We start from the raw sequence: 23,762 nt of genomic DNA, 5'->3' as shown, positions 1-23,762 counted from the left end.
TATGCTGAAAAAGATGACTCGACGCCGCTTTGTCTCTTCCTTATCCGTCCTGGCAGCCATGCCGTTGTTGTCCTCCCGTGCGGCGAACGCGGCAGCCGGGAAGACGGTCTCTGTGAATCAGTACAACAATAACGACTGGATCGCCGCGTTTAAGCAAGCGTTTAGCGAAGGCGATACCGTCGTTGTCCCTGCCGGATTCACCTGTGAAAACATCAATACCGGGATTTTCATTCCCGACGGCAAAACGCTGCTGATCCGGGGGGCATTGAAAGGGAATGGCCGGGGACGTTTTGTCCTGCAGGAAGGGAGCAAAGTCATTGGCGAAGGCGCGGGACGCACGGAGAACATCACGCTGGATGTTCGCGGCTCTGACTGCGAGATAAAAGGGCTGGCGATGAGCGGTTTTGGCCCTGTCGCGCAGATTTTCATCGGCGGTAAGCAGCCTGCTGTTATGCGTAATCTGGTGATTGATAATATCAGCGTGAGCCAGGCCAACTACGCCATTCTGCGCCAGGGGTTCTATAACCAGGTTGATGGTGCCCGTATTACTAACAGTCGATTCAGCCATTTGCAGGGGGATGCCATTGAGTGGAACGTGGCCATCAACGACCGCAATATCCTGATCTCCGACCATGTGATTGACAATATCAACTGCACCAACGGTAAGACCAACTGGGGGATAGGTATTGGCCTTGCCGGCAGCACCTACGACAACGACTACCCGGAAAAGCAGACCGTGAAGAACTTTGTGGTGGCGAATATCACGGGCAGCAATTGCCGTCAGCTAGTGCACGTCGAGAACGGGAAGCACTTTATCATTCGGAATATAAAGGCAAAAAATATCACGCCGGATTTCAGCAAAAAGGCGGGAATAGACAACGCCACCGTCGCCATTTATGGCTGTGACAATTTCGTCATCGATAATGTTGATATGGTCAATAGCGCCGGAATGTTAATCGGCTATGGTGTAATAAAGGGGGATTATCTGTCGATTCCACAAAACTTCAGGCTTAGCGATATTCGCCTTGATAATCGTCAGCTTGACTATAAGTTGCGCGGAATACAGATTTCATCCGGTAATGCCACCTCGTTCGTCGCCATTACCAACGTTGACATACAGCGCGCCACGCTGGAACTGCACAACAAACCACAGCATCTTTTCTTACGCAATATCAATGTGATGCAGGAGGCTGCTATTGGACCTGCGCTGAAGATGAACTTTGATCTGCGCAAAGATGTACGCGGGAAGTTTATGGCAAAAGACGAGACGTTGCTGTCGATGGCAAACATCAAGGCGGTAAACGAGAAAGGGCAGAGTTCGGTAGATATCGACCGTGTCGATCAGTTGGTGGTGAATACGGAACGGCTGAATTTTGTGCTTCCCAGCCAGGGCAAATAAATTAAGATGGGGACGTTCGGTTGAGTTCGATGATCCCCCTAAATTTTGTTACTGAACTCGGCCCATTTAGGGTCTATAATCCGTGCCATTATTTGCAACATACGTCTTATCTAGAGCGGTGCCTTACGGAAGATAGTACCAACCGTGGGTTTGCCCAGAACACATAACGCATTGAGTGGTTTATGAACGATAAAGTTTTGTTTATTGGCGCGTCTGGCTTTGTTGGGACACGTTTGATTGAGATTGCCCGGAATGAATTTGACGTAACAAACTTCGATAAGCAGCAAAGTCACTTCTATCCTGATATCACTGTCACTGGTGATGTCCGAAACCAGGAACAACTCGATCAGGCTCTCGCAGGGTTTAACACGGTGGTGCTCCTGGCGGCTGAACATCGCGATGATGTGAGCCCAACGTCGCTCTACTATGATGTCAATGTTCAAGGCACGCGTAACGTTTTGGCTGCAATGGAAAAAAATAATGTCAAAAACATTATTTTTACCAGCTCAGTTGCCGTTTATGGCCTTAATAAAGTCAATCCTGATGAAACGCATCCTCAAGATCCTTTCAACCACTACGGCAAAAGCAAATGGCAAGCCGAAGAGGTTTTACGCGAATGGTTCGATAAATCGCCTCAGGAACGTTCTTTGACTATTGTGCGACCAACGGTAATCTTTGGAGAACGTAATCGCGGCAACGTATACAACCTCCTGAAGCAAATTGCGGGTGGCAAATTTGCTATGGTTGGTGCAGGCACCAACTATAAATCAATGGCTTACGTTGGGAATATTGTCGGGTTTATCAAATTCAAGCTGGCGAACGTCAAGGCTGGCTATGATGTATACAACTATGTCGACAAGCCCGATCTGAACATGAATCAGTTAGTATCTGAAGTTGAAAAGAGTCTTAGCAAGAAGATCCCATCAGTTCATTTGCCGTACCCACTGGGTATGGTTGGTGGGTATTGCTTTGATATTCTTAGCAAAATCACCGGAAAAAAATATGCAATCAGTTCTGTGCGGGTAAAAAAATTCTGTGCGACCACCCAGTTCGATGCCAGCAAAGTGCACAGCTCAGGTTTTAACGCGCCGTATACCTTGTCTCAGGGATTAGACCGTACATTGAAGTATGAGTTTGTCCATGAAAAGAAAGATGACATCACCTTCATGTCTGAGTAACGCCTGATTAGTGCGATTTGTCGGAAACAGGCGATTAATTACCTTTTGCGGTAGGGTTTCCGACAATTCTGGGTCACACTTGAGGCGTAATGAGCTTAAGTAGTGTGAGTTTCAGCTCGAAACATGATTTGCATGAGGCGCAGTAGACTTCATTAATCAGGCATTCTTCCTGGTCAGGTCTATACTTCGTCAACCATTTTAAGGTGGAAGAAATAATGATTAATTTGAAAGCAGTCATTCCGGTAGCGGGTCTGGGCATGCATTTGCTGCCAGCCACAAAAGCCATTCCTAAAGAGATGCTACCGATCGTCGACAAACCGATGATTCAATACATCGTCGATGAGATTGTTGCTGCAGGTATCAAAGAAATCGTCCTGGTTACACATTCTTCCAAGAATGCAGTAGAGAACCACTTCGACACCTCTTATGAACTCGAAGCGTTGCTTGAGCAGCGCGTAAAGCGTCAGCTGCTGGCGGAAGTTCAGTCTATCTGTCCTCCTGGCGTGACCATCATGAACGTGCGTCAGGCGCAGCCGCTGGGTCTGGGGCATTCCATTTTGTGCGCTCGCCCGATTGTCGGTGACAATCCGTTTATCGTGGTACTGCCGGATATCATTATCGATAGTGCTTCTGCAGATCCGCTGCGTTACAACCTGGCGGCAATGGTCGCACGGTTTAATGAAACCGGTCGTAGCCAGGTACTGGCTAAACGCATGGATGGCGACCTTTCTGAGTACTCGGTTATTGAGACAAAAGAAGCGCTGGAGACGGAAGGGCAGGTGAGCCGTATCGTTGAGTTCATCGAAAAACCGGATCAGCCACAGACGCTGGATTCCGATTTGATGGCGGTAGGACGTTATGTCCTCAATGCGGATATCTGGACCGAACTGGAAAAAACCGAGCCAGGTGCCTGGGACCGTATTCAACTGACTGATGCAATTGCCGAGCTGGCGAAAAAACAGTCTGTTGATGCCATGCTGATGACCGGCGACAGCTACGACTGCGGTAAGAAAATGGGGTATATGCAGGCATTTGTGAACTACGGGCTGCGTAACCTGAAGGAAGGGACGAAGTTCCGAAGCCGAATTGAGAAATTGCTGGCTAACGACTGATATACCTCTGCGCTAACATAAACGGCAACCACTACTCTGTTAAGTCATTATGTAATCAGAATGGTGGTTGTCGTTTTTTATTATAAAAATCAATAATAACAGCAAGTTATCTGGTGCGTTTTTGGGCTGATTTGTAACGATTTGTGCTTGTTTCTTCAGTCGAATAGGACGACAATTAGCGCCAGTTTTGCAGTTGTCTAGCGGCAATTTCGATCCGGTTTCAGACCACAGCAAATGACATATTCAAACTTCGCTCAGTGCACTGGTAGCTGTCAAGCCAGGGGCGGTAGCGTGCATAATTTCTGGAATCACGATTATTAGCAGGGTTTCAGAGTACCAATATCTACACATGTCTAATAGATGGAACAGATAACGTGAAAATTCTTGTGACGGGCGGGGCCGGCTTTATCGGCTCAGCGGTTGTACGACATATTATTAAAAATACCCAGGACAATGTCGTCAATGTGGATAAGTTGACCTATGCCGGTAACCTTGAGTCGCTTAGTGAAGTCAGCGATAGCGACCGATATGCCTTTGAACATGCGGATATTTGTGACAAAAATGCAATGGATCGTATCTTCGCAGAGCATAAGCCAGATGCTGTGATGCATCTGGCCGCTGAAAGCCACGTCGATCGTTCTATTACCGGCCCGGCAGCGTTTATCGAAACCAATATCGTCGGCACTTATGTGCTTCTGGAAGCTGCTCGTGCGTACTGGTCCACGCTGGATGACATAGCGAAGAAAGCCTTCCGTTTTCATCACATCTCAACGGATGAAGTATATGGTGACTTGCCACACCCTGATGAGAACCTTGCATCAGCCGAGCTGCCACTCTTCACTGAAACCACCGCTTATGCGCCAAGCAGCCCTTATTCTGCGTCAAAAGCTTCCAGTGACCATCTGGTTCGCGCGTGGCTACGTACCTACGGTTTTCCTACTATTGTTACCAATTGTTCAAATAACTACGGACCGTATCACTTCCCTGAGAAATTGATCCCGCTGGTTATTTTGAATGCGTTGGAAGGTAAGGCCCTGCCAATTTATGGCAAAGGTGACCAAATTCGTGACTGGCTGTATGTGGAAGATCATGCCCGTGCATTGTACACCGTTGTGACTCAGGGGCAAATTGGCGAAACCTATAACATCGGTGGTCATAATGAAAAACAGAACCTTGATGTAGTTAATACCATTTGCGACTTGTTGGATGAAATTGTGCCAAAAGAAGGTTCGTACCGCGATCAGATCACCTATGTCAAAGATCGCCCAGGACACGATCGTCGCTATGCAATTGATGCAGCGAAAATTGGTAATGAGCTAGGCTGGAAGCCAAAGGAAACCTTTGAAAGTGGTATTCGTAAAACGGTAATGTGGTATTTAGCGAATGAGCAGTGGGTCAATAATGTAAAAAGTGGAGCGTATGCTTCCTGGCTTTCTAAACAATATGGAGATAATAATTAATGAAAGGCATTATTCTTGCTGGTGGCTCTGGAACAAGGCTTTATCCAATTACTATGGGGGTTTCTAAACAATTACTCCCTATATATGATAAACCTATGATTTATTACCCACTGTCGGTGCTAATGCTGGCGGGTATACAAGATATTTTAATTATTACGACACCAGAAGATCAGGCTGGATTTGTCAGGCTGTTAGGTGATGGAAGTCAGTTTGGAGTTAATCTGAGTTATGCCATCCAACCAAGCCCAGATGGCCTTGCACAGGCATTTATAATTGGTGAGGAATTCATTGGTAATGATTCAGTTTGCCTTGTTTTAGGCGACAACATTTTCTTCGGCCAGGGTTTTACACCAAAACTGCAAATGGCAAGTAGCAGAGTCAGTGGTGCAACGGTCTTTGGCTACCAGGTAATGGATCCTGAACGGTTTGGTGTCGTGGAATTTGATGCCAATTTTAAAGCACTGAGTATTGAAGAAAAACCGAAAAAACCTAAATCCAACTGGGCAGTGACAGGCCTTTATTTTTATGATAATGATGTAATTAATATTGCGAAAAATATTAAACCATCGTCCAGAGGTGAACTGGAAATAACAACTGTTAACGAAGTGTATCTTCATAATAATAATTTGAATGTTGAATTATTAGGCCGCGGATTTGCATGGCTTGATACAGGTACTCATGATAGCTTGATTGAAGCTGGCAGTTTTGTTGAAACGGTCCAAAAGCGCCAGGGCATGATGGTTGCTTGCCCTGAAGAAATCGCCTGGAGAAATGGTTGGCTCACAAAAGAAAATCTATTCAAAAGAGGCCAGCAACTTTGTAAGAATGATTATGGTCAGTATTTAATAAAATTAGTAGGGTGACTTATGAATATCCAACTTATCCCATTACAGGTTCATGGTGATGATAGGGGGGCTCTTGTCTCTTTAGAAAGAGATAAGAATATTGACTTTGAAATTAGGCGTGTTTATTACATTTTTGATACAAAAAAAGGTGTAATCAGAGGCTACCATGCCCATAAAAATCTGAAACAGTTGGTTGTTCCTGTCAGAGGATCGTGTCGTTTTACGCTAGATGATGGATACGAAAGAGTAAGTGTTCTTTTGGATAATCCAGCTCAAGGATTACTTGTTAGTTCATTAATCTGGAGGGAAATGTCAGATTTTTCTGACGACTGTGTATTAATGGTTTTAGCCAGTAATGAGTATGATGAATCTGATTATATCAGAGATTATGATACATTTAAATTGGCGGCAAAATGATGTTTATACATAAACTAAGTGATGTCCAGTCAACATCTATTGGTGAAGGTACAAATATATGGCAATTTGTTGTTGTCCTTAAAGATGCAATAATTGGAAAAAATTGCAATGTTTGTGCTAACTGCTTTATCGAAAATGACGTTGTCATTGGAAATTCAGTAACTATTAAATCGGGTGTTTATATCTGGGATGGTGTAAGGGTTCATGACAATGTATTTATTGGCCCTTGCGTTGCTTTTACTAATGATAAATATCCTCGTTCTAAAAATTATGATACACAATTTTATGAAACTATAATTGGTGAGAATTCATCGATTGGCGCAAATTCGACCATTCTACCAGGGGTAAAGATTGGGCGCAATTGTATGATTGGAGCAGGCTCTGTTGTAACGAAAGATGTTCCTGACAATGCTCTGGTTTTAGGTAATCCAGCAAGAATCGTGAAATTTTTGGAGGCAGAATGATTGATTTTCTTAATTTACAGAAGTCCAACGCACGTTATAATAATGAATTAATTAAAGCTGCAGTACGAGTTATTGAAAGTGGATGGTATATCTCAGGAACAGAATTAAATGCATTTGAGGAAAGCTTCGCGAAGTATTGTAACGTGAAGCATGCCATAGGTGTTGCTAATGGGCTTGACGCTCTGACATTAACTCTTAAAGCATGGCAAGAACTGGGCAAAGTAAAACGAAATGATGAAGTACTTGTCCCGGCCAATACTTATATAGCTTCAATTCTGGCCATCAGTGAGGCAGGGTTAAAGCCTGTTTTAGTTGAACCAGATGAGTCCAGCTATAATCTCTCAATTGAGAATATTAAATCCCAAATTACTGCCAATACGCGGGTAATACTCCCTGTCCATCTCTATGGCTTGATTTCCCCAATGGACGAAATCATGAATTTTGCAAGAGATAATAACCTATTAGTATTGGAAGACAGCGCCCAGGCTCATGGTGCTTCAATCAATGGTAGAAAAGCAGGAAGTTGGGGTGATGCCGCCGGGTTTAGTTTTTACCCTGGCAAGAACCTTGGCGCGCTGGGTGATGCTGGTGCTATAACTACTAATGATACTGAATTAGCAGATACGGTAAGTTATTTGAGGAATTATGGTTCAAAAGTAAAATATAAACATGATTTCAAAGGTGTGAATAGCCGGTTGGATGAAATACAGGCAGCCTTCCTGAATGTAAAACTTAACTATTTGGATGAAGATATTCGTATTAGACGGAATATCGCAAATCGCTATTTAAAAGAAATTAAAAATGAATTAATAATACTCCCAACTATTACCTGTGAAGAACATCATGTATGGCATCTCTTTGTCATCAGGACAAAGAACAGGGATGCACTTCAGCGTTACTTGACAGATAATGATATCCAGACTGTTATTCATTATCCAACGCCACCTCATCGGCAGCTGGCTTATAAAGAACTCAAGGAGCTGAGTTTCCCGCTTAGTGAAGAGTTACACCGCGAAGTAATTTCAATTCCAATGGATCCCACTCTTACAGAAGAGCAAGTTAGCTATGTCATTGATGTATTAAATAAATTTGACTGCTAATCATGAATTTAATTAAAGTCAGTTTTTATAATGGGATCTCTGTAATAATTAAAATGCTGACTATGCTAGGACTTAACAAAGTCCTAGCTATTTATGTCGGTCCTGGTGGTTATGCCATAATAGGTCAGTATCAGAGTTTTGTTCAAACACTTGCTACATTTTCCGCAGGCTCAATTGCAAATGGCATTACAAAATATACAACTCAAAATGTAAATGAGGAAAAGGAATTAATAGGTGTTTGGAAAACTGCTGGAACTGTCAGTATTGTTTCTAGCTTGTTTGTTTCAATCATTATTTTGATCTTTTTTAAAGATATAAATACTATTTTTTTTAATGACAAAATAGATAATAATCTTTCATACTGGCTTGCTACCTCATTTGTGTTTATGATGTTGAATAGCTATTTAATGGCTATTCTAAATGGGATGAAGGAAATAAAAGCTTATGTATTGCTTAATATATCAAGTAGTATATTAGTTCTAGTAGTGACTGGGCTTTTTGCATTTACAATGGGCCTGAAAGGTGCCTTGATAGCATTAACAATAAATCAATCATTAAATTTTATAATAACCTTCTCATATTTTATTAAACAAAAATGGTTCAAGGTTCGTTTTTTTGCGGGAAATTTAAACAAGTCTATTGTCAAAGGACTTAGTCGATTTGCTTTTATGGCTTTGTTCTCATCTTTAGCTGTTCCTTTAACTCAGATGTTTCTTAGAAACTTTATAGGTACTAATATTTCCTGGGAAGTATCCGGTTATTGGGAAGCCATTAACCGAATAAGTGCAATAAATATTATGTTAGCAACAACTACACTAACCCTATATTACTTGCCAAAACTATCTGAAACACATGAGAAAAGGAAATATAAGCACGAGCTAGTCAATATATCTAAATTGTTAGTGCCAGTTACAGCTATTGGGTGTTTTTGTGTTTTTTATTTAAAATTTTATATCATAAATATACTCTTTACTCCTTCATTTATTAACATGTCGCCGCTGTTTGGTTGGCAGATGGTTGGGGATTTTTTCAAAGTTTTTAGCTGGATTTTCTCTTTTGCACTATTGACGAAAGAAAAATGGAAGGTCTTTATAGCATGTGAAATCTTATCAGCGATTGTCCTTGCAGTATCAACGATCATAATTGTTTATTTTATGTCATGGCATTATCTTTCTTTGGCATATGCTGCAACGTACTTTATATATCTGATATTCACATCAATTTTCTTTTATCAGTCCATATATAAAAAGGCATCCTAGATGGAGTTTGCTCTAAATTTCCTTATAATAATGCTGAGTTTTATTCCTGGGTACTACTTGGGTGTATTTCATTTTAAAAGGCTCAACTATTATTGTGTTCTTTACTGGTCTATGTTGCTATTCTGTGTTATTGGATCATTTATAATACATTCTGGTACCATGGATGATTCATTTTTTATAGAGCCAATCGCAAATAATACTGAGGCAAAAAGTCTTGGTTTATTTATCACTACTATTTCTTTCTTTATATTCTTTCTTTCTGCTTTTATTGCTGAAGTCTTGTGTTCATTATGTTCCGGGCAGCGTTCAGGAGTCGTTCGCTGGGAAAATTATTATTCCCGCGCTATGATGATGAGCAGTCGTAAGGTAACACTAACACTCTTTATATTATCTTGTGCATTAGTTGTATATTACATAATATCAATTTATCCAGCGCCATTGTTTATGGCCTTCCAGGGAGCTTCTGCGGATCAAATCGCTATACGTCGATTAGAAGTGACAAAAAATTATTCGGGAATTGGATATTTCAAAACATTAGCAGGTGTTATACCTATAATTCTTTCATATTATTGTTTTATTTCATATTTAAGATTCAAAAAACAGTTTCTACTTTTTATTTTCATTACTTTTATTTCAATATTAACATTGACTATAAACGGAGAGAAAGCACCTCTGGTTTTTTATTTTTTGGGGCTTTTGGTATCATATTCATCCGTAAGGAAAATTAGTAAAAAAATTTATTTGCTTTCCTCATTGTCAATATTCTCTTTGATATTAGTAATGTATGTTGTTCTTTTCCAATTTGATAATTCTGACTACCTTCTTTATATTCTTGTTGAGAGGTTATTTATAGCTCAAGAGGCAGCGGTGTTTTATGCGGCAGATTACTTTTCTTCCCATAACACATTGGGTTTATCCAGTATGGATACTGTTTTTAATAAAATACTAAATATCACTCCAACAGCCAGGGCATCAGAGATATTCATGAACCAATATTTGCCAAGTATGGTGGCGAATGGTGGTTGGAATGTAAATGGTTTTTTTGCACATGAGACTTTTTCTAATTTCGGTTACATGGGTATTGTTCTCGGAAGTATGTATGGTGGAATAGTAAATAGTTTGTTATGCATCTATTTTAGAGCAAAAGAAAAAACTTTATTAACAATGAGTTTTTATAGTTTTTACGTTGTGTCCGTAACAACCGTTCTCAGTAGTTTTAATGCAATGCTGTTTAATACACAGCTGATTTTAGTTTTTATTATCTATTTGCTATTGTCAATTCTCGACAGGAGAAGAAAGCATGCAGTACCAGAGTGATAGGGTCTCTATCATTATAATATCTTATAATCATGACCAGTTTATAGAAAGTGCAATCGAAAGTATATTATGTCAGACTTATAAGGATATTGAACTTATTATCGTCGATAATAACTCTTCGGATACCACTCCTGAGATATTAAAAAAATACAAAGATGTGGATAACGTAAAAGTAATTTATCTTGAAAATAATACGGGTATTACAGGCGGGATTAATGAAGGTTTAAAATATGCTAGTGGAGAGTTTGTAAGTTTCTTTGCTAGTGATGATATTATGGTATCGAACCGAATTGAATTACAAGTTAATGCGTTAAGAAACGAACCTGAGGCCATTGCTTGCTTTGGTAATATGATAAGAATCAATAGCGATGGCTCAATCAACAAGCGTGGTTTGCTACCTATGGTCGATTTTAAATGGTGGACACTCAACGATATACTGACGAATAGGATATGTTTATATTCCCCAACGCAATTATATAGAGCAGATGTTTTTAAAAATGACTCAATAAATTTCCCAAAAGAGATCAGAATTGAAGATATCTGGCTATATTTTAAACTCCTCAATGCAGGTTATAAGTTTATTACTATTCCTTACCTCCTGACAATGTATCGAGTTCATGATAATAACACTCATACTCGTTACAAAATGATGATGCTAGAAAAAATAAAAATCTTAAATGATTACAAAGATGAAGCCTTTTATGAAAAAGCACTTCATTTTATCTATCTCGAACATTTCTCTAATTTTGGTTCGACTTCCAAGAAAGATGCGTTAAAACTTCTGCCTAAAGTTATATTAAGTATTAAGTCTAAATATTTATATGTCGGCCTTGCCAGGCTACTTTTTGATTGGAGAAAGTAATGTTTAAGCATGTATACGTTGATTTGTGTGATACCTTAATCAAAGGCAACACAACGTTCATGTTCCTGGATTCCTTCTTTAGCCACCACAAAAATAATCGCTATTGGTTTTACAGAAAACTCAGCACCTCATTTTTTATGAGGGTAATATTTAAATTATTGTTTTCAGCTAAAATAGATCTAAATCGAAGAATTGCGATTCGCTTTTTAAATGGATACAGCATAGATTTTCTTAGAGAACATGTGAAATGGATGCTAGTCAATGGCATTTTCATAGAGAATAAGGAGCTTGTTGATGTTATGCAATGTGCTAAAAGTAAGCATATTCCGGTAACAATTATTTCTGCTTCCTTAGATTTCATTGTCGAGGTTGTCGCATCGCATTATGCGATTAATTGCTACAGCAGTAAACTTGCATACAAAGACGGCAACTGTCAGGGGCGTATCACCCTTGATCTCCTTTTTAATAAGAATAAAATTTTTGATGATGTTGAGCAAAACAATAATGCTTATTGTTTTATCAGTGATAATATTCAAGATATTAAAATATTGAAATCGTGCAGCTATGGTTTCGGTGTTCCGAACTTGAAGAATGAAAAAGCATTTATTGATAATAATATTAGACTTATCAACTATGATGGGCTTATTGATCTGATTAAGAGCGAGTGATTGTGAAAGACTATAATATCTTTTATCTTCCATTCTGGTATTCTAAGCAAACTAGGTTTCGGACAATCGCAAGACTTTCCTCATGGATTATAATTTATGTGGTTCCTGTTTCTTTGTCTTTTTTGTTTGTGTCTCCAGAATTTAATTATATTAATTTATTCAAGTCTCTCTTGGGTATCCTTTTGGTCTATAACCTATATGAGATTGGATATATATATAATGATGCAGAAACAATAAAAAAAGAAATTTCGCCAACATTGAGACTTGATTATCAGCAATTACAATTTTATGAAAATAATAAATATAATATTTATTGTTTTCGTTTTCTTGTTGCATTGATAATAACCCTTGCGCTCTCCTTTTATGAGAAAACATTGGTCTTTTTGCTGTCAAGTTGGGCAATAATTCCAGCATATGCACTATATAACTCAGTCAGAAGTAGATTAAATATACCATTGCATTTTATATTGGTTACTTTAAGATATTGTTCGCCAGTATTGTTGTTTACAGGACTGAATGATTCCTATATTATCATTTTTATGATTTTATTATTTCCTCTTATAAATACACTTGAAAGATGTGCTGAGAGTAGATTTAATTTTGATTTTTTTAAAGGTTTTTTCCTGACCAATAAAAAAAGTGGGCGATATGTCTATTATTTCATTTTGCTTGCTACGGGACTTTCTTGTTGTTATGTCTTTGGTGATTATGTATTCTATGCTTTTTCGTGCTATGCATTTTACTATATGATCTTTAGGCTCTTATCTGCGCAGGTAAATCTTAATGAATGATACTTCAGGATCATTTAGCGTATTAATGTCTTTATACTACAAAGAAGATCCAGTTTATCTTGACTCATGTTTTGCAAGCCTTGCAAATCAATCATTATTGCCGACGGAAATTGTTTGTGTTTTTGATGGCCCACTTAATGCAGACCTGGAAAATGTTGTATTAAAATGGTCTGAAAAATTAAATGTCAATATAGTCAGGCTGCCAGTAAATGTTGGGTTAGGTAATGCTTTAAATAAAGGTCTTGCACACTGTTCATTTGATATTGTTGCCCGAATGGATTCGGATGACATTTGCCTCCCTGAACGTTTTCAGAAACAAATACCTCTTTTCTTTAGTGATAAAGACCTTATATTGTTAGGATCTGGAATTGATGAATTTGAAGTGTGCGAGAATACAATTAAATCAGTTAGGAAAGTTCCATTATCTCAGGCTGAAATTCGTGAGAGTTGTAAGATAAAAAACCCATTCAATCATATGACTGTGGTTTTTAGAAAAAATAAAATTTTATCGCTTGGCGGTTATCAACACCACTTCCTTATGGAGGATTATAACCTTTGGCTTAGAGTTATTGCTAAAGGATATAAAGTAGAGAATGTCGATAGCTCGCTCGTTAAAGCTCGTGTTGGCAATGGGATGGTGGGGAGAAGGAAGGGGATTAAATATATTAAAAGCGAGTGGGAGCTTTTTATGCTTAAGAAAAAGCTTGGATTTCAGTCTTTCATCCCCGGGATATGCGTTTTCTTGATGCGTTCTGTTCCTCGTCTACTCCCTAAAACAATGCTCTCAATGCTTTATAATATTTCAAGGGCTAAGAATTAAACATATCGGGCATTATCCGTAAAAAGTATCTCTGGCTATATGAACGAAACTTGCTGTTTAGCAGCGTTTGTTTGTTATCTTAAATGACGATGCTACCAAGCTAAACAATACTGAGTTAACATCAACAGCACATTTTAGCCGCGCATAAGTCGCGGTGACCACACCTGACAGGAGTATGTAATGTCCAAGCAACAGATCGGCGTTGTCGGTATGGCAGTGATGGGGCGCAACCTGGCGCTCAACATCGAAAGCCGTGGTTATACCGTCTCCGTTTTCAACCGCTCCCGTGATAAGACTGAAGAAGTGATTGCCGAGAATCCTGGCAAGAAACTGGTTCCTTTCTATACGGTGAAAGAGTTCGTTGAGTCTCTGGAAACGCCTCGTCGTATCCTGTTAATGGTGAAAGCGGGCGCAGGTACAGATGCTGCCATTGACTCCCTGAAACCTTATCTGGAAAAAGGCGATATCATCATTGACGGTGGCAACACCTTCTTCCAGGACACCATCCGTCGTAACCGTGAACTGTCTGCTGAAGGCTTCAACTTCATCGGTACCGGCGTATCCGGTGGTGAAGAGGGTGCACTGAAAGGCCCATCCATTATGCCTGGCGGTCAGAAAGATGCATACGAACTGGTTGCGCCTATCCTGACCAAAATCGCAGCTGTGGCTGAAGATGGTGAGCCGTGCGTAACCTATATCGGTGCGGACGGTGCAGGTCACTATGTGAAGATGGTTCACAACGGTATCGAATACGGCGATATGCAGCTGATCGCAGAAGCATACTCCCTGCTGAAAGGCGGCCTGAATCTGTCCAATGAAGAGCTGGCTGAAACCTTTACTGAGTGGAACAAAGGTGAACTGAACAGCTACCTGATTGACATCACCAAAGATATCTTCACTAAGAAAGATGAAGAAGGTAAATATCTGGTTGATGTGATTCTGGATGAAGCAGCGAACAAGGGTACCGGTAAGTGGACCAGTCAGAGTTCTCTGGACCTGGGTGAACCACTGTCTCTGATCACCGAATCCGTATTCGCACGCTATATCTCCTCTCTGAAAGAGCAGCGCGTTGCCGCATCTAAAGTGCTGTCTGGCCCGCAAGCTAAATCCGCTGGGGACAAAACGGAATTCGTTGAGAAGGTCCGTCGTGCGTTGTATCTGGGTAAAATCGTCTCCTATGCGCAAGGTTTCTCTCAGCTGCGCGCAGCATCAGACGAGAACAACTGGGATCTGAACTACGGCGAAATCGCGAAGATCTTCCGCGCAGGTTGCATCATTCGTGCTCAGTTCCTGCAGAAAATCACAGATGCTTACGCTGAAAATGCGGGCATCGCGAATCTGCTGCTGGCACCGTATTTCAAGAAAATTGCTGACGAATACCAGCAGGCGCTGCGTGACGTTGTTGCCTACGCTGTACAGAACGGTATTCCGGTTCCAACCTTCTCCGCCGCAGTGGCGTACTACGACAGCTATCGTGCTGCCGTCTTGCCTGCCAACCTGATCCAGGCGCAGCGTGACTACTTCGGTGCGCACACTTACAAGCGCACAGATAAAGAAGGTGTGTTCCATACTGAGTGGATGGAATGAGTTAACTCCCCACTGTAATCAAGACCCGGAGATGATCTCCGGGTTTTTTTTACACTAAAATTTGTGGTTGTCCTTCGAAGTAGTCTGAATGTCAGTCCACTGGCAGGGATTCCTCCTGGTTTGCCTTGACAGTTCTGTCGGCCAGGAGGTACAAAGCCCAACAGTTATGTTTTTCGCGATGGTCAGGCGGCCATCTGTACAGTTAACCCACAGAAGTCATTAGCGAATGAAAATAACAATCTCCGGAACAGGTTATGTTGGTCTATCAAACGGCATTCTGATTGCACAGAACCACGAGGTCGTTGCGCTTGATATTGTGCAGGCCAAAGTGGATATGCTTAACAAAAAGCAATCCCCGATTGTGGATAAAGAGATCCAGGAGTATCTGGCGAACAAGCCGCTGAATTTCCGTGCCACCACGGACAAAGAAGATGCCTACCGCAATGCGGATTATGTCATCATCGCGACGCCAACCGATTACGACCCAAAAACTAACTACTTCAACACTTCCAGCGTTGAAGCGGTCATCAAAGACGTTACGGCGATTAACCCGAACGCAGTGATGGTTATCAAGTCGACCATTCCGGTGGGCTTCACCAAATCCATCAAAGAAAAGCTGGGTATTGATAATGTCTTCTTCTCGCCAGAGTTTCTGCGTGAGGGCAGGGCGTTATACGATAACCTGCATCCTTCCCGTATCGTAATTGGCGAGCGCTCTGAGCGTGCGGAGCGTTTTGCTGCGCTGCTGCAGGAAGGGGCAATTAAGAAAGATATTTCGGTGCTGTTTACCGACTCTACCGAAGCCGAAGCGATTAAGCTCTTCGCGAACACCTATCTTGCAATGCGCGTGGCTTACTTCAACGAGCTGGACAGCTATGCAGAGAGCCTGGGGCTGAATACTCGTCAGATCATTGAGGGTGTGTGCCTCGACCCACGTATCGGTAACCACTACAACAACCCGTCGTTTGGTTACGGTGGCTACTGCCTGCCAAAAGATACCAAGCAACTGTTGGCCAACTATCAGGCCGTTCCAAACAACCTGATCTCGGCGATTGTTGACGCCAACCGTACACGTAAAGATTTTATCTCCGACTCTATCCTTGCTCGCCAGCCGAAAGTGGTGGGTGTGTATCGCCTGATCATGAAGAGTGGTTCCGATAACTTCCGCGCCTCTTCAATTCAAGGGATCATGAAACGTATTAAGGCGAAAGGCGTTCAGGTTGTTATTTATGAACCTGCAATGCAGGAAGACGAGTTCTTCCATTCTCGTGTTATGCGTGATCTGGACGCCTTTAAGAAAGAATCGGATGTGATCATCTCTAACCGTATGGCTGAAGAGCTGGCGGATGTGGCGGATAAAGTTTATACCCGCGATCTGTTCGGTAGTGATTGATCCTCTGTCTGATACGTACAAAAAACCCGGCTAGCTGCCGGGTTTTTTTTGGTTTAAACCTTGTAGAAATTACGATACCAGTCCACAAAGTTCTTCACCCCATCTTTGACTGAGGTTTGCGGTTTGAAGCCGACCACGTCATAGAGTGGCTGGGTATCGGCGCTGGTGTCCAGTACGTCACCCGGCTGGATCGGCATCATATTTTTGTCTGCTTTTTTACCCAGGGCATCTTCCAGGGCAGTAATGTAATCCATCAGCTCAACAGGGCTGCTGTTACCGACGTTGTAAATTCGATATGGTGCAGAACTGCTTGCTGGTGAACCGGTTTCAACCGTCCAGTTAGCATCGGCCTGAGGAATAACATCCTGCAGGCGGAGAATGGCTTCGGCGATGTCATCAATGTAGGTGAAGTCGCGTTTCATCTTGCCGTAGTTGTAGACGTCAATGCTTTTGCCTTCAATCATCGCTTTAGTGAATTTAAACAACGCCATGTCCGGGCGTCCCCACGGGCCATACACGGTAAAGAAGCGCAGGCCAGTAGTGGGCAGGTTGTACAGATGCGAATAGGTATGCGACATCAGCTCGTTGGCTTTTTTGGTTGCCGCATAGAGCGAAACCGGATGATCGACGGAGTCATCGGTAGAGAATGGCATCTTGCGATTGAGCCCGTAAACGGAGCTGGAGGACGCGTACAGAAGGTGTTGAACCTTGTTATGGCGGCAGCCTTCCAGCACGTTAAGATGACCAATCAGGTTGGCATCGGCATAGGCATATGGGTTTTCCAGGGAGTAGCGTACGCCCGCCTGCGCGGCCAAATGGATCACGCGGTCAAATTTCTCATCAGAGAACAACGCGGCCATTCCTTCACGGTCTGCCAAATCCAGCTTGTGGAAAATGAAATTGTCGGATTTGAGCAGGTCCAGGCGCGCCAGCTTGAGGCTGACATCATAGTAGTCATTGAGATTATCAATGCCAATGACCTGATGACCGGCATCAAGGAGTCGCTTGCTGACATTCGCGCCGATAAAACCTGCTGCACCAGTAACCAGAAACTTCATATCTTCCCTCATTAACACATGTTCTTACAGATGCCATAGCGCATCAGATTAGGTCTATGATAGCGCGATGGATGCCAGTTACATAACCCATCTTTCTGATATGACTCATCGGATTCTTATAGAAAAATCGCCAGGACGAGATACACTATGCACACATAACTATTTTTGCCCTTTTTATCTGTTAGGGATTGTATGACGCAGAACAACAATAGCCTGGTCAATCGAAGCAATGACCCGGAGCAAATTGATTTACTTGATTTAGTGCTGCAACTGTGGCGTGGGAAGGGGACGATAGCAACGTTTGTTGTCGTTTTCATCGTTCTTGCTGTTGGGTATTTATCAGTCGCGAAAGAAAAATGGACCTCGACCGCGATTATTGCTCAGCCTGATGTGGCTCAAATTGCAACGTATTCCAATGCGTTGAACATCCTCTACGGTAGCGCTGCCCCCTCAATGCTCGATATTCAAACGCGGGTTATTGGCCGCTTCAACTCCTCTTTCTCTGCGTTATCACAAGCGCTTGAAAACCAGGAAGTTCCTGAAAAACTGACTATAGGGCCAATAGTAACTGGACAGGCACTACCGTTAAGTGTTTCCTATACCAGCGTATCCGCAGAGGCAGCTCAAAAGCAACTGGCACAGTACATTCAGCAGGTTGATGAGCAAACGGCTAAAGAACTTGATGTTGACCTTAAGGACAACATCAAGCAACAGATCCGCACCCTGAACGACTCTCTGGAAAACCAGACGAAAGTGGCCCAGGAGCAGAAGGATCTGCGTATCAAACAAATTACTGAATCACTTAAAAACGCTGAAGCGGCGAAAATCACTTCACCGCAAATGCAGCAAACGCAGGATGTGACCCAGGAAACCATGTTCCTGTTGGGGAGTGAAGCGCTGAAATCGATGATTGATAACGAATCATCTCGTCCGCTGGTCTTCTCTCCTGCGTATTACCAGACTAAGCAAAACCTGCTTGATATTCAGAATCTGAACGTTAAGCCAGAGACGATTCATGTCTATCGTTATGTGATGAAGCCGGATTTGCCAATTCGTCGTGATAGCCCGAAAAAGGTCATTACACTTATTCTGGCGGTGCTGCTCGGTGGGATTATTGGTTCCGGTGTGGTACTGGGACGCCATGCGCTGCGAAGCTACAAGCTAAAAGACTGAGTTGCAGACCTGCAGACAAAAAAAGACCGGGTTTCCCCGGTCTTTTTTCATTTATGACGCTTACGCAAATTCTCAACCACTGTCGTTAAATCCAGATCCTGATCCTGCAACAGCACCAGCAGGTGATATATCAAATCTGACGCTTCGTTAGTCAGCTCTTCCCGGTCGTGCACGGTTGCAGCCAGCGCCGTTTCAACACCTTCTTCCCCAACTTTCTGCGCAATACGCTTGGTACCACTCGCATACAGCTTAGCCGTATAGGAACTTGCCGGGTCAGCTGTTTTACGCTCAGCCAGTAACTGTTCCAGTTGATACAGGAACAGCCACTGATGGCTTGCTTCGCCGAAGCAACTGCTGGTGCCCTTATGGCAGGTTGGGCCAATGGGGTTCGCCAGCACCAGCAGGGTATCGTTATCGCAGTCTGGCGTAATGCTGACCACGTTCAGGAAATGGCCAGAGGTTTCCCCTTTCGTCCACAAGCGCTGCTTAGTGCGCGAGTAAAAGGTGACTTTGCCGCTGTCGAGGGTTTTCGTCAGCGCCTCCTGGTTCATATACCCCAGCATCAACACTTCGCCTGAAACGGCATGTTGGACAACCACTGGCAGTAATCCGTCAGTTTTTTCCCAGTCCAGTTGTGCCTGTTGTTGCTCTGTTAACATACCCTGATCTCCACGCCCTGGCCGGCCAGGTACGTTTTTAACTCGCCAATATTAATAATCTGTTTGTGGAACACGGAGGCCGCCAGCGCACCGTCAACGTTCGCATCTCGGAAAGCGTCCAGGAAGTGCTCCATCGTTCCTGCTCCACCGGAGGCAATCAGCGGTACGTGGCAAACCGCGCGTACTTTCTTCAGTTGCTCCAGGTCATAACCGTTACGCACGCCGTCCTGGTTCATCATATTTAGCACGATTTCACCCGCGCCACGTTTTTGTACTTCCTGCACCCAGTCCAGCGTCTCCCATTGGGTCATACGCGTCCGGCTCTCATCGCCAGTGTACTGGTTGACGTGGTACTTGCCGGTTTCGGCGTCGTACCAGGTGTCGATCCCCACGACAATACACTGTACACCGAAGCGGTCAGCAAGACGGGTGATTAACGTCGGGTCTGCCAGCGCAGGGGAGTTAATGGAAATCTTGTCGGCACCGAAAGAGAGAATTTGGGCCGCGTCTTCCGCTGATTTAATCCCGCCCGCCACACAGAACGGAATATCAATAACCTCTGCCACGCGTGACACCCAGCTTTTATCCACTACGCGGCCGTCGCTGGAGGCGGTGATATCGTAAAACACCAGCTCGTCTGCACCTTCATCGGCATAGCGTTTTGCCAGAGGGACAATGTCACCAATGATCTCGTGGTTGCGGAACTGCACGCCTTTCACCACCTGGCCGTCACGTACGTCCAGACAAGGGATTATCCGTTTTGCCAGCATTGAATCGCCTCCGTCACAGTAAATTTTTCTTCCAGTAAGGCACGCCCTACGATCACACCTTGCACGCCAGTACCGCGCAGCGCAGTGATATCGGCTAAGTCGCCAATTCCGCCGGACGACTGGAATGCCACCTGCGGATAACGCGCGCAGACCTCTTCATACAGCGAGACATTAGAGCCGGCCAGCGTCCCGTCGCGGGAGATATCCGTACACAGTACGTGCTTCAGGCCAACGGGCAGATAAAGATCAACCAGCGCTTCCAGCGTGATGCCGGAATTCTCCTGCCAGCCGCTGACGGCAACCTGCTTATTACCCTGTTCGTCGATGCGGACATCCAGCGCCAGCACCAGCGCATCAGCACCAAAGCGGCGGAACCAGCCTTTCACCCTTTCAGGGTCTTTGACGGCGGTAGAACCAACCACGACGCGCGCAACCCCTGCATCCAGAAGGGCTGCGACATCCTCTTCAGTACGCACACCACCACCAACCTGCACGGGAACCTCCACGCCAGCCACCAGTTTTTTGAGCAGTGGGATCTGGCGTTTTGCCGGGTCTTTCGCTCCGGTCAAATCAACCAGGTGCAACACCTGTGCACCCTGTGCGGCATAATCCTGCAGGCGTGGCAGCGGATCGTTACCGTAGTCGCGCTGCTGGCCGTAATCACCCTGATGGAGACGAACAACCGTGCCGTCAATTAAATCTAAAGCGGGAATAATCATCACATCTCCAGGAAGTTTTTCAGCAGCTGAGCGCCTGCGGCACCTGAGCGTTCCGGGTGAAACTGCACGCCGAAGAAATTGTCTTTTTGTACCGCAGCGGTGAAAGGTTCGCCGTAGTTGCACTGCGCAATAGTGTATGGGTTGACCGGCATGGCATAGCTGTGGACGAAGTAAAAATAAGCCCCGTCTTCGATACCGCGAAACAGCCTGTCGCCCGCTTTTGCGTAAACGCGGTTCCAGCCCATGTGGGGCAGAGGAAGACCGTGATCGGCCATTTTGGGCACGTCTTCGTCAATAATCCCGAGCAGGTCGACGCCGTTGGTCTCTTCACTGCGGCGGCCCAGTAACTGCATCCCTAAGCAAATGCCAAGCACCGGTTGGGTACAGGCTTTGATGAGATCAACCAACCCGCGCGCGTGGATCTGATCCATCGCCGCCTGCGCGGTACCCACGCCGGGTAAGAAGAGCTTGTCTGCACGCAGCACCACATCCGGGTCACGGCTCACCGCTGGCGCATAGCCATGGCGTGTAATGGCCGACTTCACGGAGTTCAGGTTGGCGCATCCGGTATCCAGAATCACCACATTCATTACAGCACTCCTTTCGATGAGGGCAGGGCGTCACCTTCCACACGGATCGCCTGGCGCAGAGTACGGCCAAAGGCTTTGAACAGACTCTCCACGCGGTGGTGGTCGTTCTTGCCTTTGGTTTTCAGGTGCAGCGTCAGGCCCATGGTGTAAGACAGGGAACGGAAGAAGTGCTCAACCATTTCGGTACTCAGATCGCCGACGCGCTGGTAGGTGAAATCTGCCTTGTATTCCAGGTGCGGACGGCCAGAGATATCCATCGCGCAGCGTGCCAGACACTCATCCATCGGCAGGACAAAACCAAAACGGTTGATGCCGCGCTTGTCGCCCAGGGCCAGCTTCAGTGCTTCTCCCAGCGCCAGACCGGTATCTTCCACGGTATGGTGATCGTCAATATAGAGGTCACCTTTGACGGTAATGTCCATGCGGAAGCCGCCGTGGGTGGCAATCTGATCCAGCATGTGATCAAAGAAGCCAACGCCGGTGTGGATTTTGCTGCCACCTTCGCGATCCAGCCAGACCTTAACGTCGATTTGTGTCTCTTTGGTGTTGCGTTCAACGTGCGAGTAACGGTCACGTTTGGTTAACTGCTCGCCAATCTTCGCCCAGTTAAGGTCGGTGCGGTTGTAGCGCAGGCCGGGAATTCCCATGTTTTCGGCAAGCGTAATGTCGGTAGCGCGGTCGCCGATGACATAGCTATTCGCTTTATCAAGCAGCTCTTCCGCCAGATAACGCTCAACCATCTTCACTTTCGGTTTACGACAGTCGCACTCATCGGCTGGCATGTGTGGACAGATCAGCACCTCATCAAACATCACTCCCTGAGAGGAGAGTACCTGCATCATCAGGTTATGCGGGCCGTCAAAATCCACCTGCGGGAAGCTGTCCGTGCCCAGTCCGTCCTGGTTGGTGATCATCACCAGTTTAAACCCGGCCTTCTGCAACCTGAGCAGTACCGGGATCACGTCGGGTTCAAAAGCCAGTTTGTCGAAACGATCGACCTGAAAGTCGGTTGGTGGTTCGGCAATAATAGTGCCGTCACGATCGATAAAGAGATACTTCTGACTCATACTTTCTCCGCTTTCAGGGCGTCAATAACACGCTGGCTCTCTGCACGGGTGCCCACGGTAATACGCAAGCAGCCGCTTAAGGATGGTTGTTTATTTTGGTCTCGTAAGATAATGCCCTGATCCCACAAAGATTTAAACACGGCGCTGGACGCGGTAAAGCGCACCAGGATGTAGTTGGTTTCAGAGTCGAATACCTGCTCAACGCAGGGGATCGCTTTCAGGGCGCTCACCAGATACTGACGCTCTTCCAGGATCTGCGCCACGCGTTCGCGCATGGCGTCGATGCCCTGCGGAGCCAGCGCCTGTGCAGCGATATCGGCTACCGGTGTAGAGAGTGGATACGGGGCGATCACTTTCAGCAGCAGGTCGATGACCTCTTGATTTGCCAGCGTAAACCCGCAGCGCAGGCCTGCGAGGGCAAACGCTTTTGATAAGGTACGCAGTACCACCAGGTGTGGGTACTCTGCGAGCCAGCCTGCCAGCGTGGCCTGCGGGCAGAACTCAATATAGGCTTCGTCAGCCACAACCAGCGCTTTACCGCGAGTCATCTCCAGCAAGGTGCGGATATCCTGCGCCTTGATAATCTGTCCGGTTGGGTTATTTGGGCTGCAGACAAACACCACTCTCACGCCGTCGAGATTATCGGCGATGCTCTGGAGATCGAGCTGCCAGTCGTCCAGCGACAGTATGTTGCGGCACGTCACACCAAAGGTTTCAGCGCTGACGCCATACATCCCGTAGGTTGGCTGGCAGTACATGACTGCATCTTTACCCGGCTCGCAGAAGGCACGGATCAACAGCTCAATCCCTTCATCGGCCCCACGGCTGACCAGTACCTGCTCAGGCTTCACGCCCGCGTATTGCGCGTAGTTTTCAATCACGGCTTTTGGCTGACATTCCGGATAACGGTTCAGCGTTTGCTGTGACAGCTCAAATTGCACTGCCGTCGGGAATTCGTTGGCATTCAGCCAGACATCACCTTTCCCCCCCAGGCGACGAGCAGACTGATAAGGAGTCAGTCGACGGACATTTTCGCGGGCTAATTCTTCAATGT

General features: G+C 44.7%; 24 protein-coding genes. 17 read left to right on the top strand and 7 right to left on the bottom strand.

Annotated features, from left to right (window positions below; all coding sequences use genetic code 11):
• Position 1 precedes the first annotated feature (1 nt).
• From wcaM to ugd, 16 genes are all read left to right on the top strand, one after another.
• Positions 2-1,399 (top strand): colanic acid biosynthesis protein WcaM, encoded by a 1,398-nt coding sequence (gene wcaM / locus ACJ9N4_RS03415; protein ID WP_182271973.1) that lies wholly within the window; start codon positions 2-4, stop codon positions 1,397-1,399.
• Between the two features lie 182 nt (positions 1,400-1,581).
• On the top strand, positions 1,582-2,577 hold the full coding sequence (locus tag ACJ9N4_RS03410; protein WP_182271972.1) for an NAD-dependent epimerase/dehydratase family protein: 996 nt from the start codon (positions 1,582-1,584) through the stop codon (positions 2,575-2,577).
• Positions 2,578-2,792: 215 nt separating this feature from the next.
• Complete coding sequence (galF, locus tag ACJ9N4_RS03405; RefSeq protein ID WP_182271971.1) at positions 2,793-3,689, top strand: UTP--glucose-1-phosphate uridylyltransferase GalF; 897 nt, start codon at positions 2,793-2,795, stop codon at positions 3,687-3,689.
• A gap of 374 nt (positions 3,690-4,063) precedes the next feature.
• Positions 4,064-5,149 (top strand): dTDP-glucose 4,6-dehydratase, encoded by a 1,086-nt coding sequence (rfbB, locus tag ACJ9N4_RS03400; RefSeq protein WP_411500246.1) that lies wholly within the window; start codon positions 4,064-4,066, stop codon positions 5,147-5,149.
• Positions 5,149-6,012 (top strand): glucose-1-phosphate thymidylyltransferase RfbA, encoded by an 864-nt coding sequence (gene rfbA, locus ACJ9N4_RS03395; RefSeq protein WP_411500245.1) that lies wholly within the window; start codon positions 5,149-5,151, stop codon positions 6,010-6,012. Before rfbB ends, rfbA begins: the two co-directional genes overlap by 1 nt.
• A gap of 3 nt (positions 6,013-6,015) precedes the next feature.
• On the top strand, positions 6,016-6,411 hold the full coding sequence (locus tag ACJ9N4_RS03390) for a sugar 3,4-ketoisomerase (RefSeq protein WP_411500244.1): 396 nt from the start codon (positions 6,016-6,018) through the stop codon (positions 6,409-6,411).
• Positions 6,411-6,875, top strand: a complete 465-nt coding sequence (locus tag ACJ9N4_RS03385; protein WP_411500279.1) for an acyltransferase — start codon at positions 6,411-6,413, stop codon at positions 6,873-6,875. The genes ACJ9N4_RS03390 and ACJ9N4_RS03385 overlap by 1 nt, the downstream gene beginning before the upstream one ends.
• Positions 6,872-7,975, top strand: a complete 1,104-nt coding sequence (locus ACJ9N4_RS03380; RefSeq protein WP_411500243.1) for a DegT/DnrJ/EryC1/StrS family aminotransferase — start codon at positions 6,872-6,874, stop codon at positions 7,973-7,975. The genes ACJ9N4_RS03385 and ACJ9N4_RS03380 overlap by 4 nt, the downstream gene beginning before the upstream one ends.
• A gap of 2 nt (positions 7,976-7,977) precedes the next feature.
• Entirely contained in the window at positions 7,978-9,234 is a 1,257-nt protein-coding gene (locus ACJ9N4_RS03375) for an O-antigen translocase (protein WP_411500242.1), read from the top strand.
• A complete protein-coding gene (locus ACJ9N4_RS03370) occupies positions 9,235-10,551 on the top strand; it encodes an oligosaccharide repeat unit polymerase (protein WP_411500241.1) in 1,317 nt (438 codons plus the stop codon). It abuts the gene before it with no gap.
• Entirely contained in the window at positions 10,535-11,413 is an 879-nt protein-coding gene (locus tag ACJ9N4_RS03365; protein WP_411500240.1) for a glycosyltransferase family 2 protein, read from the top strand. The genes ACJ9N4_RS03370 and ACJ9N4_RS03365 overlap by 17 nt, the downstream gene beginning before the upstream one ends.
• Entirely contained in the window at positions 11,413-12,081 is a 669-nt protein-coding gene (locus ACJ9N4_RS03360) for a haloacid dehalogenase-like hydrolase (protein ID WP_411500239.1), read from the top strand. The genes ACJ9N4_RS03365 and ACJ9N4_RS03360 overlap by 1 nt, the downstream gene beginning before the upstream one ends.
• A 2-nt stretch (positions 12,082-12,083) precedes the next feature.
• Positions 12,084-12,872 (top strand): hypothetical protein, encoded by a 789-nt coding sequence (locus tag ACJ9N4_RS03355; RefSeq protein ID WP_411500238.1) that lies wholly within the window; start codon positions 12,084-12,086, stop codon positions 12,870-12,872.
• Positions 12,865-13,692: a glycosyltransferase gene (locus ACJ9N4_RS03350; protein ID WP_411500237.1), complete on the top strand. Its 828-nt coding sequence runs from the start codon at positions 12,865-12,867 to the stop codon at positions 13,690-13,692. Before ACJ9N4_RS03355 ends, ACJ9N4_RS03350 begins: the two co-directional genes overlap by 8 nt.
• A 180-nt stretch (positions 13,693-13,872) precedes the next feature.
• The gene (gndA, locus tag ACJ9N4_RS03345) at positions 13,873-15,279 is read left to right on the top strand and encodes an NADP-dependent phosphogluconate dehydrogenase (RefSeq protein WP_182918644.1); all 1,407 of its coding nucleotides are present in this window, start codon (positions 13,873-13,875) and stop codon (positions 15,277-15,279) included.
• Positions 15,280-15,505: 226 nt separating this feature from the next.
• Entirely contained in the window at positions 15,506-16,672 is a 1,167-nt protein-coding gene (gene ugd, locus ACJ9N4_RS03340; RefSeq protein WP_182271957.1) for a UDP-glucose 6-dehydrogenase, read from the top strand.
• 53 nt (positions 16,673-16,725) lie between these two features.
• Here the strand turns inward: ugd and ACJ9N4_RS03335 are convergent, their stop codons facing one another.
• A complete protein-coding gene (locus ACJ9N4_RS03335) occupies positions 16,726-17,730 on the bottom strand; it encodes an NAD-dependent epimerase (RefSeq protein ID WP_182271956.1) in 1,005 nt (334 codons plus the stop codon).
• A gap of 192 nt (positions 17,731-17,922) precedes the next feature.
• On the opposite strand from ACJ9N4_RS03335, the gene wzzB reads away from it, so the two are divergent.
• The gene (gene wzzB / locus ACJ9N4_RS03330; RefSeq protein WP_411500236.1) at positions 17,923-18,903 is read left to right on the top strand and encodes an LPS O-antigen chain length determinant protein WzzB; all 981 of its coding nucleotides are present in this window, start codon (positions 17,923-17,925) and stop codon (positions 18,901-18,903) included.
• A 47-nt stretch (positions 18,904-18,950) separates the two neighbouring features.
• On the opposite strand, the gene hisIE is transcribed toward wzzB, so the two are convergent.
• From hisIE to hisC, 6 genes are read right to left on the bottom strand one after another with little or no spacing between them, the layout of a single operon-like run.
• Entirely contained in the window at positions 18,951-19,562 is a 612-nt protein-coding gene (hisIE, locus tag ACJ9N4_RS03325) for a bifunctional phosphoribosyl-AMP cyclohydrolase/phosphoribosyl-ATP diphosphatase HisIE (protein ID WP_411500235.1), read from the bottom strand.
• The gene (gene hisF / locus ACJ9N4_RS03320; protein WP_182271953.1) at positions 19,556-20,332 is read right to left on the bottom strand and encodes an imidazole glycerol phosphate synthase subunit HisF; all 777 of its coding nucleotides are present in this window, start codon (positions 20,330-20,332) and stop codon (positions 19,556-19,558) included. Before hisF ends, hisIE begins: the two co-directional genes overlap by 7 nt.
• Positions 20,314-21,051, bottom strand: a complete 738-nt coding sequence (gene hisA, locus ACJ9N4_RS03315) for a 1-(5-phosphoribosyl)-5-[(5-phosphoribosylamino)methylideneamino]imidazole-4-carboxamide isomerase (RefSeq protein ID WP_182918641.1) — start codon at positions 21,049-21,051, stop codon at positions 20,314-20,316. The genes hisF and hisA overlap by 19 nt, the downstream gene beginning before the upstream one ends.
• Entirely contained in the window at positions 21,051-21,641 is a 591-nt protein-coding gene (gene hisH, locus ACJ9N4_RS03310; protein ID WP_182271951.1) for an imidazole glycerol phosphate synthase subunit HisH, read from the bottom strand. The genes hisA and hisH overlap by 1 nt, the downstream gene beginning before the upstream one ends.
• Positions 21,641-22,708: a bifunctional histidinol-phosphatase/imidazoleglycerol-phosphate dehydratase HisB gene (gene hisB / locus ACJ9N4_RS03305; protein WP_395123043.1), complete on the bottom strand. Its 1,068-nt coding sequence runs from the start codon at positions 22,706-22,708 to the stop codon at positions 21,641-21,643. The genes hisH and hisB overlap by 1 nt, the downstream gene beginning before the upstream one ends.
• Positions 22,705-23,760 carry a histidinol-phosphate transaminase gene (hisC, locus tag ACJ9N4_RS03300; RefSeq protein WP_411500234.1) on the bottom strand — a complete coding sequence of 352 codons (1,056 nt, stop codon included), beginning with the start codon at positions 23,758-23,760 and terminating at the stop codon, positions 22,705-22,707. The genes hisB and hisC overlap by 4 nt, the downstream gene beginning before the upstream one ends.
• Positions 23,761-23,762 lie beyond the last annotated feature (2 nt).

This window comes from Enterobacter sp. LM3, assembly GCF_046622475.1.
Taxonomy (GTDB): Bacteria; Pseudomonadota; Gammaproteobacteria; order Enterobacterales; family Enterobacteriaceae; genus Enterobacter; species Enterobacter cloacae_P.
The sequence above is the reverse complement of the archived record's forward strand: the minus strand, read 5'-3'. Positions and strand labels throughout refer to the sequence as shown.